Source organism: Verrucosispora sp. WMMD573 (assembly GCF_027497175.1).
Lineage (GTDB): Bacteria > Actinomycetota > Actinomycetes > Mycobacteriales > Micromonosporaceae > Micromonospora.
Genome location: NZ_CP114901.1, coordinates 716431 through 731140, shown reverse-complemented (window position 1 = coordinate 731140; position 14710 = coordinate 716431). Strand labels below are relative to the sequence as shown.

Sequence of the window (14710 nt, the reverse complement as noted above, 5' to 3'; positions counted from 1 at the left end):
TCCGCGCCACGGAACGGCGGTGACGGATCCGGACGGAAGCGTACGGGACGAGCGGTGGCGGGAAGGACGGCATGAGCGAGCGGTTGGCCGTGGTCAGCGGCGGCGGTACGGGGATCGGAGCGGCCGTGGCGCGGGCGCTCGTCGTGGACGGGTGCTCGGTGCTGGTCGTGGGCCGGCGCGCGGAGGTGCTCACGGCGACCACCGAGCGGATCGGCGCCGAATGCGGCCGTCCCGACGCGATCCGTGCCGTGACGGCGGACCTCACCGACCCCGACGAGGTGGTGAAGGTGGTCGAGGCGGTCGGTGAACGACCGGTCGACGTGCTGGTCAACAACGCTGGCGGCTACCACAGCGCGGACAGGGACACGCTCGCCGGAATCGCCGCGAACTGGCGGGCGACCCTGGACACCAACGTGCTCACCGCGGTGCTGCTCACCGAGGCGTTGCGACCGGCACTGCGCCGGCCCGGCGGGCGGGTGATCCTGATCAGCTCCATCGCCGCGCAGCGCGGTGGCGGTGACGCGTACTCGGCGGCGAAGGCGGCGTTGCACGGGTGGGCGTACAGCCTCGCGGCTCAGCTCGGGCCGGACCAGATCACGGTCAACGTGGTCAGCCCGGGCTACGTCGCGGAGACCGAGTTCTTCGCCGGCCGGATGACCCCGGAGGGCCACGCGCAGCGGGTGGCCGCGACCCTGGTCGGCCGGGCCGGGGTGCCGGACGACGTCGCCGCGTCGGTGCGCTACCTGGCGAGTCCCGCCGCCGGCTACGTCACCGGCCAGGTGCTCGGGGTCAACGGCGGGTCGGTGCTCGGCCGCTGACCGGTCAGCCGTTCAGCAGGTCGTACGCGGCGGTCGGGGCCTGCTGGGCCTGCTCCTCGGTGAATGCGACGACCGCGGGGGCGGTGCCGAAGTCGAAGTACTCGACCACGTACTCGGATGCCTTCTTCTTGCCGGCCGGCGGGATCTCCAGAGTCAACGAGGACAGGTTGCCGTCCGCGCCGACCACCGCGCTGAGCGGAAGCTGCCCGTCGCCGTCGTCGAGCGCGGCCACCCCCTCCAGGGCGTCGGCCAGCTCCGGCACGGCGGACAGGTCCACCACACCTGTGTACGTCCCGGGCTCACCGACCTGGACGTCGGTAGCCGCCCGAATGATCGCGGCGGCGTTGCCCGGGTCGGTGCTCTGGTAGCTGAGCAACGGGTTCGTTCCCTCGATCTCCGCCGGGTCCAGCTCCATCCACTTGGTGGGCAGCTTCATCAGCTTCTGGATGTCCTTGGCGCCCTTGAAGTTCACCTTCATCCAGGTGCGTGACTCGACCATCCGGTAGGACATCTCCAGCGTGAAGTCCTTGTCCTTGGTGACCGTGTCGATGTCCATGCCCCGGTTCGCCGGATCGACCACGCCGGAGACGTCCCCCGAGGAGTCGCTGGTGGTGAAGCGGAAGGCCGGGTCCTGTTCACCCGGCACGGCCGCCAGCAACTCCTGCTTCGGGTCCGGTGGTGGAGCCGCCGCCGGGGTGGCCTCGTCGTCGCAGCCGGCCACCACTGTCGCGGCCAGCAGGGCGGCGGCCACGGCCGCGAGACGCCGGGTCGTGGCGGTGGTGCCGGTTCGCTGAGTCATCTCGTCTCTCTCTCCGGTATCGAACGGGAATGGTAGAACACACTCCCGGCCGCGGTGCGGCTCTGCTGCCGCACCGCTGGTAGAAACGTCGGATGGGGCAGGAACGGACGGCGGTACGGCAGCGGGCCGAGGCGGTGCTGCGGCGGCTGGCCGGCGCGCAGGCCCGGCTCCGCGAGGACCAGTGGCGGGCGATCGAGGCGCTGGTGGTGGACCGGCGTCGGGTGCTCTGCGTGCAGCGCACCGGGTGGGGCAAGTCGGCCGTGTACTTCGTGGCGACCGCGCTGTTGCGCGAGCGCGACGGTGACGAGCCGCACGGCCCGGCTGCCATCGCCGGCCCGACGGTCATCGTGTCGCCGTTGCTGGCCCTGATGCGTAACCAGGTCGACGCCGCGGCCCGCGCCGGCATCCGGGCGCGCACCATCAACTCGGCGAACCTGGACGAGTGGGACACGATCACCGCCGAGATCCACGCCGGCACGGTGGACGTGCTGCTGATCAGCCCGGAACGGCTCAACAACCCGGATTTCCGGGACGCCGTCCTGCCGAAGCTGGCCGCCACCACCGGTCTGTTGGTGGTCGACGAGGCGCACTGCGTGTCGGACTGGGGGCACGACTTCCGGCCGGACTACCGCCGGCTGCGTACCTTCCTCGGTAACCTGCCCGACCGTACCCCGGTGCTCGCGACGACCGCGACCGCCAACGCCCGGGTGACCCGGGACGTGGCCGAGCAACTGGGCACCGAACCGACCGCGGCGACCGGGCCACGACCGGACGTCCTGGTGCTGCGCGGCAGCCTGGACCGGGAGTCGCTGCGGTTGGGCGTGCTCGACCTGCCGAGCCCGGCGCACCGGCTCGGTTGGCTCGCCGACCACCTGGACCGGCTCCCCGGTTCCGGCATCATCTACACGTTGACGGTGGCCTCGGCGACCGAGACCGCCGAGTTCCTCCGCTCGCGCGGTTGGGCGGTGGCCGCGTACACCGGGCAGGCCGAGGATGCCGACCGCCGCGCCGCCGAGCAGGATCTGCTGGACAACAAGATCAAAGCCCTGGTGGCCACCAGCGCGCTCGGCATGGGTTTCGACAAGCCGGATCTCGGTTTCGTCGTGCACCTCGGCGCACCGCCGTCACCGATCGCGTACTACCAGCAGGTCGGCCGGGCCGGGCGGGCCGTCGAACACGCCGAGGTGCTGCTGCTGCCCGGTGCCGAGGACGCGGCCATCTGGCGGTACTTCGCCTCGCTGGCATTCCCGCCCGAGGAGCAGGTCCGCGCAGTGCTGGCCGCGCTGCACACCGACCGGCCGCTGTCCACGCAGGCCCTGGAGCCCTTGGTGGACCTGCGCCGGGCCCGGTTGGAACTGATGCTCAAGGTGCTCGACGTGGACGGCGCGGTCCGTCGGGTACGGGGCGGCTGGCTCGCCACCGGCGAGCCCTGGACCTACGACGGGGCCCGGTTGCGTCGCGTCGCCGCCGCCCGCACCGCCGAACAACAAGCCATGGTCGAGTATGCGACGGCCACCGGCTGCCGGATGCGCTACCTGCGCGAGTGCCTGGACGATGCGGAGGCGGTCGACTGCGGCCGGTGTGACAGTTGCGCCGAGCCACTGTTTTCGCCCGAGGTGTCGGCGGTCGCGCTGACCGCCGCGCAGACCTTCCTCGGCCGTCCCGGGGTGCAGGTCGCGCCGAAGAAGCTCTGGCCGACCGGGCTGGAGTCGGTCGGCGTACCGCTGAAGGGGCGCATCGCCCCGACGGAACAGGCGTTGCCGGGCCGCGCCGTCGGCCGGCTGTCGGATCTCGGCTGGGGCGGTCGGTTGCGCGGGCTGGTCGGCCCGGCCGCGCCGGACGGCCCGGTGCCCGACGACGTGGCCGCCGCCGTCGTCGAGGTGCTCAAGGCGTGGGCGCACGGTGACGACCCCTGGCCGGACCGCCCGGCCGGGGTGGTCGCCGTCGGCTCCCGGACCCACCCGGAACTGGTCGGTTCGCTCGCCGAGCGGATCGCCGCCGTCGGCCGGCTGCCGCTGCTGGGCCAGTTGATCAGCGGCGGGTCGGCGGCCGCCGACGGTCCGCGTGGCAACAGCGCGCAGCGGGTACGCGCCCTGCACGGCACCCTCACCGTCCCCGCCGATCTCGCCGCCGCCGTCGCCGACCTGGGCGGCCCGGTGCTGCTGGTGGACGACCTGGTCGACTCCGGCTGGACCATGACGATGGCGGCCCGGGAACTCCGCCGTGCCGGTGCCACCGGAGTGCTGCCGCTCACACTCGCCGTCGCCGGCTGAGGGTGCGACCGGAGCCACGATCCGGTCGGCCCGCCGAGTGCCCGATCGACCCGGCGGTACGGTGGGCGCATGGCTGACCAGGCACCCGACGCGCCCGCGCTCGGGTCGGTACGCACCGCCGAGCGACCAGTCGCCGACCAGGGGTCAGACGCGACTCCGGCCGGTCAGCCGCCTGGTGCGGCCTCGGCCGTGCCGGACCGGGCCACGCTGCGGTTGGCCCTGGTGGTCGGCGGGCTCGTGCTGGCGGTGCTGCTCGGGTTCGGGCTCGGGCGGCTCAGCGGGGGCGGTGGCCCGACGGCGGCCGGCGGCACCGACAGCGCGTTGGCCGACCACTCTCACGCCCCCGGTGCCGGTGCGCACTCGCACGGCGCCGACCAGAACACGGCGGCCGAGGCCGGCGGTCTGGCGGTCAGCCGCGACGGCTACACCCTGACCCCGCTGGCCGCCGAGTTCACCGCCGGGCAGGCGGGTGAGCTGCGGTTCCAGATCCGGGACGGGCAGCGTCGGGCGGTCACCCGGTTCGCGGTGGTGCACGAGAAGCCGATGCACGTGATCGTGGTGCGTCGGGACCTGTCCGGCTACCAGCACCTGCACCCGACCATGGCGGTGGACGGCACCTGGTCGGTGCCGCTGACGCTGCCGTCGCCCGGGATCTGGCGCGCGTACGCCGACTTCACCGCCGTTGCCGGCGACGGCCGGCAGACGGCGACGACGCTCGGGGTGGACCTGGTGACGCCCGGCGGCTACACGCCCCGTGACCTGCCCCGCCCGGCGACCGAGACCAGGGTCGACGACTTCACCGTCGAGTACCGGGGGGTTCCCCAGCCCGGGCTCACCGTGCCACTCGACTTCCGGGTCACCGGGGCGGACGGCGCGGCCCCGGCGCTGGAGCCTTACCTCGGCGCGTACGGTCACCTCGTCGCCTTGCGCGAGGGGGACCTCGGCTACCTGCACGTGCACCCGGAGGCGGAACTGGTCGACGGGGCGATCCGGTTCTGGCTCACCACACCCGCACCCGGGCGGTACCGGCTCTACCTGGACTTCGCGACCGGGGGAGAGGTACGCACGGCAGAGTTCACGGTGTCGGTGCCTTAGGCCCTGTGTCAGCCCGCCGTGCGGCGCATCGGTGCGGCGGTGGGGTCCGCCGGCCGGCGGACCGGGCGTCGGGCGAGGTAGCGCAGCAGGTCGCGGATGTGGTGTTTCTCCTCCGCCGGCACCGCCGGATCCGCCAGCCGTTGCAGGATCACCCGCACATCGGCCTCCACCGGGCCGTCGTCGCCGCGTCGCCACGACCCGGGGCCCGCGTCGGGTAGGCCGAGGGCACGGAAGGCAGCCGCCACCGGCAGATCGAGCGCGGCGCAGAAGCCGCGAACCTTGGCCAGTTCGGGATAGTCCTGCCAGTCGCCGGCGAGCCAGCGGAAGACTGTCGAGCGACCGACGCCGGTGTGGGCGGCCAGGTCGGTGACGGTCCAGCCGCGCTCCTCGCGGGCGTCGTCGATGGCCCGGCGCACGAAACGCGCGAAGGCCATCTGCGGCGAAACCTCTGCCGAACCCATTCGGTGGGTCTACCCTCCCGACCGGCACCCGACGGTGCGCGCTCTTCGAGAGTAGTACGGGAAGGACGCCGGACAACTGACTGATCGACCAGACGATTGCCGGCGGCGGGACGCGAACGCGTCACACCGCCGACGAGGCCGGCGTGAGCAGCGTCTCCAACCGGGGTGTGACCTGCCACTGAGCTACCAGGTCGCGGTACTCCGCACGCTGGGCGGCGGTCGGGTCGGCACCGGTTCGTCGGGCCCGGATGAGCAGGTTCCGCGGGGTGTGTGCGGAGTCGACGAACTCGACCACCTCGGCCCGGTAGCCGTGTAACCGCAGCAGTCCGGCACGCAGCGCGTCGGTGAGGACGTCCGCGAAGCGCTCCCGCAGGATGCCCTGCCGGGTGAGCAGGTCGTACGGCTCCGGCGCCGGCCGGTTACGTAGCTGCGCCGCGACATCGTGGTGGCAGCACGGCGCGGCGAGCACCCAGCGGGCGCGCCAGCCCACCGCCCGGGCCAGCGCCTCATCGGTGGCGGTGTCGCAGGCGTGCAGCGCGAGCACCAGGTCGGGCGGCGGTTCGACAGCCGCGTCGGCGATCGTGCCGGCGACGAAACGCACCCGCCCGGCCCAGCCCAGCCGCTCGGCCAGCTCGGTGTTGCGGCGGCGCTGGTCGTCGCGCACGTCCACACCCACCAGCTCGACGTCGAGACCCGACCGGGACAGATAGCGGTACGCGGCGAAGGTCAGGTACGCGTTCCCGCAACCCAGATCCACCACCCGCAGCGGTCGGTCCAACTGCCCGGCCAACCCGTCCGGGAGGGTGGCGGTCAGCGCCCGCAGGAACGCGTCCACCTGCCGTCGCTTGGCCGCCGAGCCGCCGATCTCGGCGAAGAGCGGATCGCCCGGATCGAGCAGGTACTCCTTGGCCCGGTCGTGCCCGGAGGCTGCCGCTGGAGCAGCCGATCGGCTTGCCGCGCTGCGGTGCACCTGGGCCTCACCCGACTTGGTGACCCGCAGTTGCAGGGTGGCCTCGGCGGTCTCCACATGCCAGTTGCCGAACGGCTCGGCCAGCAGCGCCTCCACTGCGGCGTCCGCCTCTGGCCCTGGGCTCAGGTTGCGGGTGTGTGGCCGGGCGCCGTCGGAGGTGGAGATCTGCAGCCGCTGACCGGCCCTGAGGGCGACGGGGCGCAGCTCGGCCCGGATCACCGACGGGCGCTGGCCGCGCCGCCGTCCGGCCGCCACGGCCCGGGTGAGGGCCGATCCGAGCAGCATCGAGCGGACCTCGGCCAGGGCGGAGTCCAGTGGTTCGGGCATCGCTCCATCTTTCGGGGACGCTTCGGCGGCATCGTCAGCTGGCAGGCGGCAAAGACCGCCTCCCGCACACCAGCCGCCAGCTCTGCTGCAACCGGCGCACAGGTATCGGCGCGTAGCCGGTGCGTGGAGTGAAGCAGAGCAAAGGGGGGCGGACAGGAAGCACCGCCCAGGCGGCGACGGGTCGGTCAGCGGCGCTGGCCGCTCTCCGCCGCCTCGGGCGGTACGTCCGTCAGTCGGTGGTCGCCTCGGTCGGCGTACCGCTGTCGGCTGCGGCACCACGGCGGCGCCGGCGGCGACGCGGGCGCGGAGTTGCCTCACCGGCGCCGTCCTCGCCGCGGTCGGTGACTGCCTCGGCGGGGCCGCCGTCGACGGCAGTCGCCGCGGTCTCGGTACCCGCCACCGCCTCGCCGGCCCGGCGACGCCGCCGACGTCGTGGGGTGCGGGCGCCTTCCTCGGCGTCACTCGCGGTGGCGTCGGTCGGCGTGGTGTCGGCACCGTCCCGCCGGCGACCCCCAACGCCGCGTCCACGGCCGCCCTCACTACGGCCGCCCTCACCACGGCCTCCGTCGCCGCGACCGCGGCGGCGGGTGCCGCGCGGCTCGCCCCGTCGGGAGCGGCCACCACCCAGGTCCTCCTCGACCTCGGCGGCCAGTCCCGCACGCGTGCGTTCCGCGGTGGGCAGGGTCCCGGTGACCTCGGTGGAGATGTGCAGGTCGGTGTAGAGGTGCGGCGAGGTGTGGTACGTCTCCGGTGGCTCGGGCATGTCCAGGCCGAGCGTCTTGTCGATGATCCGCCAGCGGGGCATGTCGTCCCAGTCGACGAAGGTCACCGCGACACCGCTCGCGCCGGCCCGACCGGTCCGGCCGATCCGGTGGGTGTAGGTGTCCTGGTCTTCCGGACAGTCGTAGTTGATCACGTGGGTGACGCCGCTGACGTCGATGCCCCGGGCTGCCACGTCGGTGGCGACCAGGGTGTCGATCTTGCCGGCCCGGAACGCCCGCAGGGCCCGCTCACGGGCGCCCTGCCCGAGGTCGCCGTGCACCGCCGCGACCGCGAAGCCACGGAAGTCCAGGTCCTCGGCGACCCGATCGGCGGCCCGCTTGGTTCGGGTGAAGATGATGGTCAGCCCACGGCTGTCCGCCTGAAGGATCCGGGCCACAATCTCGATCTTGTTCATCGAGTGGGTGCGGTAGACGAGCTGCTCCGTCTGCGGCGACGGGCCGGTCTCGGCGGTGTGCCCGGCGTGGATGGTGATCGGGTGACGCAGGAAGCGGCGGGACAATGTCACGATCGGATCCGGCATGGTCGCGGAGAAGAGCATGGTCTGCCGATCCTCCGGCAGCATCGCCAGGATCCGCTCGACGTCGTCAAGGAAGCCGAGGTCGAGCATCCGGTCGGCCTCGTCCAGCACCAGCGCGCGTACGCCGTGCAGGCGCAGGTGCTTCTGCTTGGCGAGGTCCAGCAGGCGCCCCGGAGTGCCGACGAGGATTTCCACGCCCTTGCGCAACGCCTCGATCTGCGGCTCGTACGCGACACCGCCGTAGATCGGCAGCACCCGTACGCCCCGGGTGCGGCTGGCGGCGGCGATGTCCTTGGCGACCTGGATGCCCAGCTCGCGGGTTGGTACGACGACCAGGGCCTGCGGCAGCCCGTCGCCGCCCTCGTCGGGTGCGAAGACCCGCTCCAGCAGCGGTACGCCGAAGCCCAGCGTCTTGCCGGTGCCGGTCGGCGCCTGCCCGATCAGGTCAGCTCCGCGCAGCGCGATGGGCAGCGCGTACTCCTGGATGGCGAAGGCGCGGGTGATGCCGGCCGCAGCCAGCGCGTCGACGGTCTCGGCGCGGGCGCCGAGCTCGGCGAAGGTCGGTGCCTCCGGTCGGACCGGAGCGGTCGGGGCCAGTTCCTGGCCGTCGATGAGGTCTTGAATCGGCTCACTCATGTGGATTTGGGGGTGCCCTCTCGTGGGTGCGCCCCGTCATGTCCTCAGGGCGCGTTCGGTATTGCGCGGGCCACACGGTCGGCGGCAGAGAGCCGAGCGGACCGGGCCGCACGCGCGCCGTGGGTCGGACTTCGACCGGATCGGAGTTGACTCCGGCCGGATCGGCACCTACGGCAACTGCTCCATGCTACCTGAACGGGCCAAACAGCGTCCCGATTCCACCGGGGCCGGTGGCGACGCAAAGGTTTGCAAGTGACCCGTATCACACTTCAATGGGTTGGAGTGGTTCGCGGCGGCCTGCCGGTGCCCCGGCCGGACGGTAGCCTGCGCACGTGTCCGCCCCCACCCCGTCCGGCCACGCAGTCGCCGACCTGCTCGGTCTGGTGGCCCTCGGCGAACTGCTCGCCTTCGACCGAATGGCGGCCGACGCCCGGCTCGCTCCAGACCTGCGCCGCCGGGCCGCTCTGAGCGAGATGGCCGCTGCCGAGATCGTCAACTACCGGCGGGTGGCCGACCGGCTCACCGCGCTCGGCGTGCCGCCGGACGAAGCGATGGCGGCGTACGTCACGCCGTTGCAGGCGTACCACGACTCGACCGAGCCCCGCGACTGGGCGGAGGCGGTCACCAAGGCGTACGTCGGCGACGCGATCACCGACGATTTCCTCCGGGAGATCGCGATCGCGTTGGGCGAGCCCGACCGCCAGCTCGTCCTCGACGTGCTGCACGAGTCGCGGTACGCGGAGTTCGCCGCGGCCGAGATTCGGCTGGCCGTCGAGACCGATCCGACCGTGGCGGGCCGGCTGTCGATGTGGGCTCGACGTCTGGTCGGCGAGGCGCTGTCCCAGGCGGGGCGGGTCGCCAGCGCCGACCATGGGGCCCTCACCGTGCTGATCGCCGCAGGTGGTGACATCGACGTGGCGGAACTGTTCCGGCGGCTGACCGCCGCGCACACCGCGCGGATGGCCACCGTCGGGCTCAACAACTGAGCTAGGCCCGACAACTGAGCTGGGCCGGCAACAGGGCGGTGTGGCGAGACCGCTCGCCCCGCCGATCCTGTCGCCGGTCCGTCAGAACGTCAGAACGTCAGCGGACGGTGAAACCGACCGCCCGAGGGGATGCCTCGGCGATCTCGACGTAGGCGACCTTGCCGACCGGCACGATCACCCGCCGCCCCTTCTCGTCGGTCAGGGAGAGAGTGCCCTCGCCCCTGGCGACGGCGTCGGTCACGATCCGCTCGATCTCGGCCGGCGACTGTGCGCTCTCCAGGACCAGCTCGCGCGGCGCGTACTGCACGCCGATCTTGACCTCCACTGTGCCTCCTCCATCGGGCGAAATGGCCGCCCTGCGAAGGCTATCCGATCACGAGGTCGAAGGTCAGGCTGACTCACCTTGCAGCGGGAAGCTGGCGATGCCCCGCCAGGACAGCGCCGCGACCAACGCCTCGGCCTCGGCCTTGGGCACCTGGCGGCCGCCGGCCAGCCAGAACTGGGCGGCGGTCTCGGCCGCGCCCACCAGGCCCGAGGCGAGCAGCTCGGCGTGCGCCCGGCTGACCCCGGTGTCGGAGATGATCGTGTCGGTGATCGCCGCGATGCAGCCCTGCTCGACCCGCTCCACACGTTGCCGCACGGCCGGCTCGTTGCGCAGATCCGACTCGAAGACCAGACGGAAGGCTTCGCTCTCGTGATCGACGAAGTCGAAGTACGCCCGCACCGACGCGCTGACCCGCTCCTTGTTGTCGGTGGTGCTCGCCATGGCGTCGTGAACCTTGGCGACTATCGCGTCACAGTGCGTGTCCAGCAGCGCGAGGTAGAGCTCCATCTTGCCGGGGAAGTGTTGGTACAGCACCGGCTTGGAGACCCCGGCCCGCTCGGCGATGTCGTCCATGGCCGCAGCGTGGTAACCCTGCGCGACGAACACCTCCTGAGCAGCGGCAAGTAGCTGCTTGCGGCGCGCCGAACGGGGCAGGCGCGTGGGTCGTCCGGCGGTCTGGGCGCCGTTCCCCACAGCGGTCATGGGAACCTCCGAGGTCGTCGTACGGGCCGGCATATCACCCGAACCGGTCGGGGCCCCTCGGCCCCTCGCGGAATTGGCCCGCCGCTGTAACTTATCGCCACTGTCGCCACACGGTAGCCTCAGCGGGGGCGACCAAGGAGCGCGCGGTGAGTGAAACAGGGCAACCCGGTGCCGCCACCCCGGGAGAGCACGGCGACGGGACGGGTCAGCGTGATGACCTGGCCCGTTCCGGCAACGGGTGGGCGCCGTCACCTGTCGACTGGTCGTGGGGTCCCGAGGTCGTGCCCGGTTCCGAAACGACGAGGCCGCGGCCGGAGTCTCCGTCCGGTTGGGCCACCGCCTCGTCACGCCACGCCGACCTGCCCGCTCCCGTCGGTGAGCAGGCGGAGCCGGAGCGACCCGCGCGGGTCAACGGCAACCACGTCAACGGTCACCGGACGAACGGCACGCCCGTCACGGAACAGACGCCGGCCAACCGGCACGCCCCGGTCAGCGCCCCGCCCGGCCTGCACGGGCCGGGTCAGGAGCCCGGCAAGGACCGGCTCGTCGTACCGGCCCCCCGCCCGGCACCGTCCGGCGAGCTACCGATGAGCACCGGCACCGGTCTGCCGACCTCATCGCCCCCGGCCGTGCAGGTGCCGCCCGTCGGCACCGCTCCCTCCGGCTTCGAGATGCCACCCGGAGTGCACGCGCCCACTGCCGAACGGTCCGGTGAGGGCCCGACGGGTGGCCGGCAGCAGAGCTGGGACGACGAATTCCCGTCGGAGTCGGCCGGCGAGCCCTGGCCGACCGCTCCGGTCGCCGATCAGGCCGCCGGGCCGAACGATCACCCTTCGGCCGGCACCGACCAGCCCGCCCGCTGGTCGCCTGCCGACCAGCCCGTCGGTGACGCGGATCGACCCAGCTGGGCCCAGCCCGGCCCAGCCCGCGACTGGGCACCGCCCTGGGCACGCGACGACACTGAGTCCGTCGACCGCCGGTCCCGCGAGTCGCCGGCCCGGAACTGGGCCAGCGAGCCCAGCCGCCCGTACGAGCCGGTCCGCGCCGAGCCGACCCGCCCGTACGAGCCGGTCAGTGCGGAGCGGCCCCGGCCGTACGAACCCCGCCGGGATGCCGAGACCGCCCCGGAAGGCGAGTCACCCACCGCGCCCGATCCCGTGGACAAGTCGGCCGCCGTCGAACCGACCAGTGCACCTCCGATCCCGCAACCGCCCTCGTGGGCGCGGGCGTCCGAGGTGCCACCGGTCGAGCAGCGCCCGTCCTGGGCGCTGCCCCCGGCCAGCGGCGATCCGACGAGCGCCCCGCCGCCGCCCCAGCGGCCGTCGTGGGCGCGTGCGCCGGAGGTGCCGCCGGTGGAGGAGCGGCCGTCCTGGGCGCTGCCGCCGGTCAGCGGTGCGCCGGCTAACGAGGGCCTGCCCTGGGCCACGCGGAATGAGGAAACCCCGTCCTGGGGCAGCCGGCCCGGCGGCCAGCCGACCGACGAGCGCCTGCCATGGGCGCTGCATCCGGCCAGTTCCCCGCCGTCCGGTGCCGTCGATCCGACCAGCGCCCCACCAGCCGGGACCCGGTCGACCGTCCCCACCGGCAGCGTGCCGCAGCCCGGCACGCCGAGTCGGCGGCAGACACCCGATTCCGCCGCGAAGCCACCGGTCGCCGAGGCCCGGTCGGCCGCCGATCCTCCCGGGTATCGACCGTTCCGGCTGCGGCCGGTTCCGGACGAGCCGACACCCGCGCCCGCCTCGACGCCTGCCCCGCCGGACCCGACCACCGGGCCGGCCGCGACCGACCAGGTTCCGGGTGAGCCCGGCCGCCGCGAGCGCACCCCCTCTGCGCCCGTCCCGACGAGTGCAGCCCCCTATACGGCACGTCGGTCCGCGCCCGAGCCGGTGCCGTCGACCGAGTCGGCCGGCGACCGATCGCAGGACAGCACCACGGCGGTGCTGCCGCAGCGCGTCCCTGCCGAACCGGACGTGCCCGTCGTGCCGGAGCCGCCAGCTGTGGAGCCACCCGCCGAAACCCCGGAACTCGCCCGGATCGCCACTCATCTCCGTCGTGACGACGAGCCGGCCACGCTGCGGGACCGGCCGGAGGGCTTCGACGTCAACGCGATCCTCGCCGCGGTACGAGGAGTCGAGGGCGTCCGCGACGCCGCCCTACGGCGTACCCCCGCTGGGGCGCACAGCCTGCGCCTCGATCTCGCCGACGGGGCCGACCCGGCCGAGGTGAGCCGCCACGTCGCTCGGCTGTTGCAGGAGCGGATGGGGCTCGCGGCGGCACCGCGCGGCCTGCCCGGAGTGCCCGCCGCGCCGGTGCGTCGACGCGCTGCGGAGAGCCGGAGCGAGGCGGGTGAGACGCGTCCGGTCGCCGAGCCACGGCGGCCGTCCGCCCGACCCGGTGGCGGCACCCGGACGGAGACTCCGCCGAGCCGCCCGGAGACCGTGCCGGAGACCACCCGGCGGCGCCGGCAGTCACCGGCTCCGCACCGGGGCCGGGCAGTCGTGGACGAGCCGGGTGCGGCGGGCAGTCCGGCGACCCTCGGCGCCTCCTACTCCGGCGGGCAACTCACCACGACCGAGTCCGCGCCGTCGCGGCCGCTGGACACCGGCGGGGTGCCGGGACCCCGGGTGGTACTCGACCACGTCCAGGTGAGCACGTTCGGGCTTGACGCCAACGTCGAGGTCCGGCTGGTCGCAGGCGACCACAACGCCTCGGGGTACGCCACCGGGCCGGCCGTGGACGGCTTCGTGCTGCGGTTGTGCGGCATCGCGGCGGCGGCGGCGATCGACGAGCTGCTCTGCGCCGCCGTTCCCACGGCGGAACGTGGACGGTGCTTCGTGGAGCACGCCGCGGTGGTGCCGTTCGGCAACTGCGAGGTGGCCACCGTGGTGGTGCTGCTGGTCTGCGACGGGTGGGTCGAGCAGTTGGCCGGTTCCGCCCTGGTGGCCGGCGATCCCCGGCAGGCGGTGGTACGCGCGACCCTGGCCGCGGTCAACCGTCGACTGGAGGCGCTGCTGGCGTGAGCCGTTCCGGGCAGACTGGAACGGTGAAGCCTGCCACCCTCTGGCCCGAACGACTGTTGCCCGCGCACTCGGTTCCGCCGCCCTGGCCGGGGCGCGAGGTGCGACTCGACGGAGCCGTCACCTATGTCCGGGAGACGCCGGCCACCGGACCGGACGCCGAACCAGCGTTGTACGTGCACGGCCTCGGCGGCTCGTCGCAGAACTGGACCGACCTGGCCGGCCTGCTCGCCGAGCGGCTGGACGGTCAGGCGATCGACCTGCCCGGCTTCGGCCGCAGCGAGCCGGGCCGGCGCTACACCGTGCCGGTCTTCGCCGACCGGGTGATCCGCTGGATCGAGTATTCCGATCGCGGGCCGGTGCACCTGTTCGGCAACTCGCTGGGTGGCGCGATCTCGGTTCGGGTGGCCGCCCTCCGGCCGGATCTGGTCCGGACGCTGACCCTGGTGTCGCCGGCCCTGCCGTTCCTGGACTTCCGCCGGTCGTTGCAGGGCCGGATGCTGCCGCTGCTGGCGATCCCCCGAGGCGAGCGGGTGGCCGCCTGGCGGCTGGCCCAACTTGCGCCGGAGGTGATGGCCCAGCAGGTGATGGAGGCGTGTGTGGCCGATCTCAGCCGGATCTGCGACCAGCGTCGGCGTGAGGCGCTGGAGGAGATCCGGATCCGCTACGAGGCGGAGCACTACGCGGCGGCGTACGTGCGCACCTTCCGTGGCCTGGTGTCCAGCTTTGTGCGGTCGTACCTGCCCGGGTCGGGCTCGCTGTGGCGGATGGCCGGCATGGTGCGCGCCCCGTCGCTGGTCATCGGAGGCCGGCGGGACCGGCTGGTCGACGTACGGGTCGCGCCACAGGCCGCGCGGGTCATCCCGGACAGCCGACTCATGATGATCAGCGATGTCGGTCACGTGGCTCAGCTGGAGGTCCCACGCCTGGTGGCCCGGGCGGTGTTGGGGCTACTCGCCGAGACGGGGGAACCCGCCCGCCGGGCCGACCTGGCAGGATGA

12 protein-coding genes are annotated in these 14710 nt (G+C 73.3%); 6 read left to right on the top strand and 6 right to left on the bottom strand.

From position 1 onward, the window contains the following. Window positions 1–71: 71 nt before the first annotated feature. Window positions 72–818: an SDR family oxidoreductase gene (locus O7601_RS03410; protein WP_281564813.1), complete on the top strand. Its 747-nt coding sequence runs from the start codon at window positions 72–74 to the stop codon at window positions 816–818. A 4-nt stretch (window positions 819–822) separates the two neighbouring features. Here O7601_RS03410 and O7601_RS03405 read toward each other — a convergent pair whose 3' ends face one another. Then, entirely contained in the window at window positions 823–1617 is a 795-nt protein-coding gene (locus O7601_RS03405) for a hypothetical protein (RefSeq protein ID WP_281564812.1), read from the bottom strand. 92 nt (window positions 1618–1709) lie between these two features. Between O7601_RS03405 and O7601_RS03400 the strand changes: the two genes are divergently transcribed. Then, window positions 1710–3890 (top strand): DEAD/DEAH box helicase, encoded by a 2181-nt coding sequence (locus O7601_RS03400; RefSeq protein WP_281564811.1) that lies wholly within the window; start codon window positions 1710–1712, stop codon window positions 3888–3890. Window positions 3891–3959: 69 nt separating this feature from the next. Continuing rightward, window positions 3960–4985 (top strand): hypothetical protein, encoded by a 1026-nt coding sequence (locus O7601_RS03395; protein WP_281564810.1) that lies wholly within the window; start codon window positions 3960–3962, stop codon window positions 4983–4985. 8 nt (window positions 4986–4993) lie between these two features. On the opposite strand, the gene O7601_RS03390 is transcribed toward O7601_RS03395, so the two are convergent. The 3 genes from O7601_RS03390 to O7601_RS03380 all read right to left on the bottom strand — a co-directional run bounded on the left by O7601_RS03390 (window position 4994) and on the right by O7601_RS03380 (window position 8679). Continuing rightward, entirely contained in the window at window positions 4994–5446 is a 453-nt protein-coding gene (locus tag O7601_RS03390; RefSeq protein ID WP_210937859.1) for a helix-turn-helix domain-containing protein, read from the bottom strand. Window positions 5447–5567: 121 nt separating this feature from the next. Beyond that, window positions 5568–6743, bottom strand: coding sequence for an SAM-dependent methyltransferase (locus O7601_RS03385; RefSeq protein WP_281564809.1), 1176 nt, complete (start codon window positions 6741–6743; stop codon window positions 5568–5570). A 229-nt stretch (window positions 6744–6972) separates the two neighbouring features. After that, entirely contained in the window at window positions 6973–8679 is a 1707-nt protein-coding gene (locus O7601_RS03380; RefSeq protein ID WP_281564808.1) for a DEAD/DEAH box helicase, read from the bottom strand. Window positions 8680–9011: 332 nt separating this feature from the next. Here O7601_RS03380 and O7601_RS03375 point away from each other — a divergent pair, with 332 nt between their 5' ends. Then, a complete protein-coding gene (locus O7601_RS03375) occupies window positions 9012–9665 on the top strand; it encodes a ferritin-like fold-containing protein (protein ID WP_281564807.1) in 654 nt (217 codons plus the stop codon). A gap of 97 nt (window positions 9666–9762) precedes the next feature. Here O7601_RS03375 and O7601_RS03370 read toward each other — a convergent pair whose 3' ends face one another. Further along, complete coding sequence (locus O7601_RS03370; protein ID WP_093403539.1) at window positions 9763–9990, bottom strand: DUF3107 domain-containing protein; 228 nt, start codon at window positions 9988–9990, stop codon at window positions 9763–9765. A gap of 63 nt (window positions 9991–10053) precedes the next feature. Next, window positions 10054–10692, bottom strand: a complete 639-nt coding sequence (locus O7601_RS03365; RefSeq protein ID WP_131302398.1) for a TetR/AcrR family transcriptional regulator — start codon at window positions 10690–10692, stop codon at window positions 10054–10056. 146 nt (window positions 10693–10838) lie between these two features. Here O7601_RS03365 and O7601_RS03360 point away from each other — a divergent pair, with 146 nt between their 5' ends. Continuing rightward, the gene (locus O7601_RS03360) at window positions 10839–13712 is read left to right on the top strand and encodes a hypothetical protein (RefSeq protein ID WP_281564806.1); all 2874 of its coding nucleotides are present in this window, start codon (window positions 10839–10841) and stop codon (window positions 13710–13712) included. Window positions 13713–13735: 23 nt separating this feature from the next. Next, window positions 13736–14710, top strand: a complete 975-nt coding sequence (locus tag O7601_RS03355) for an alpha/beta hydrolase (RefSeq protein ID WP_281564805.1) — start codon at window positions 13736–13738, stop codon at window positions 14708–14710.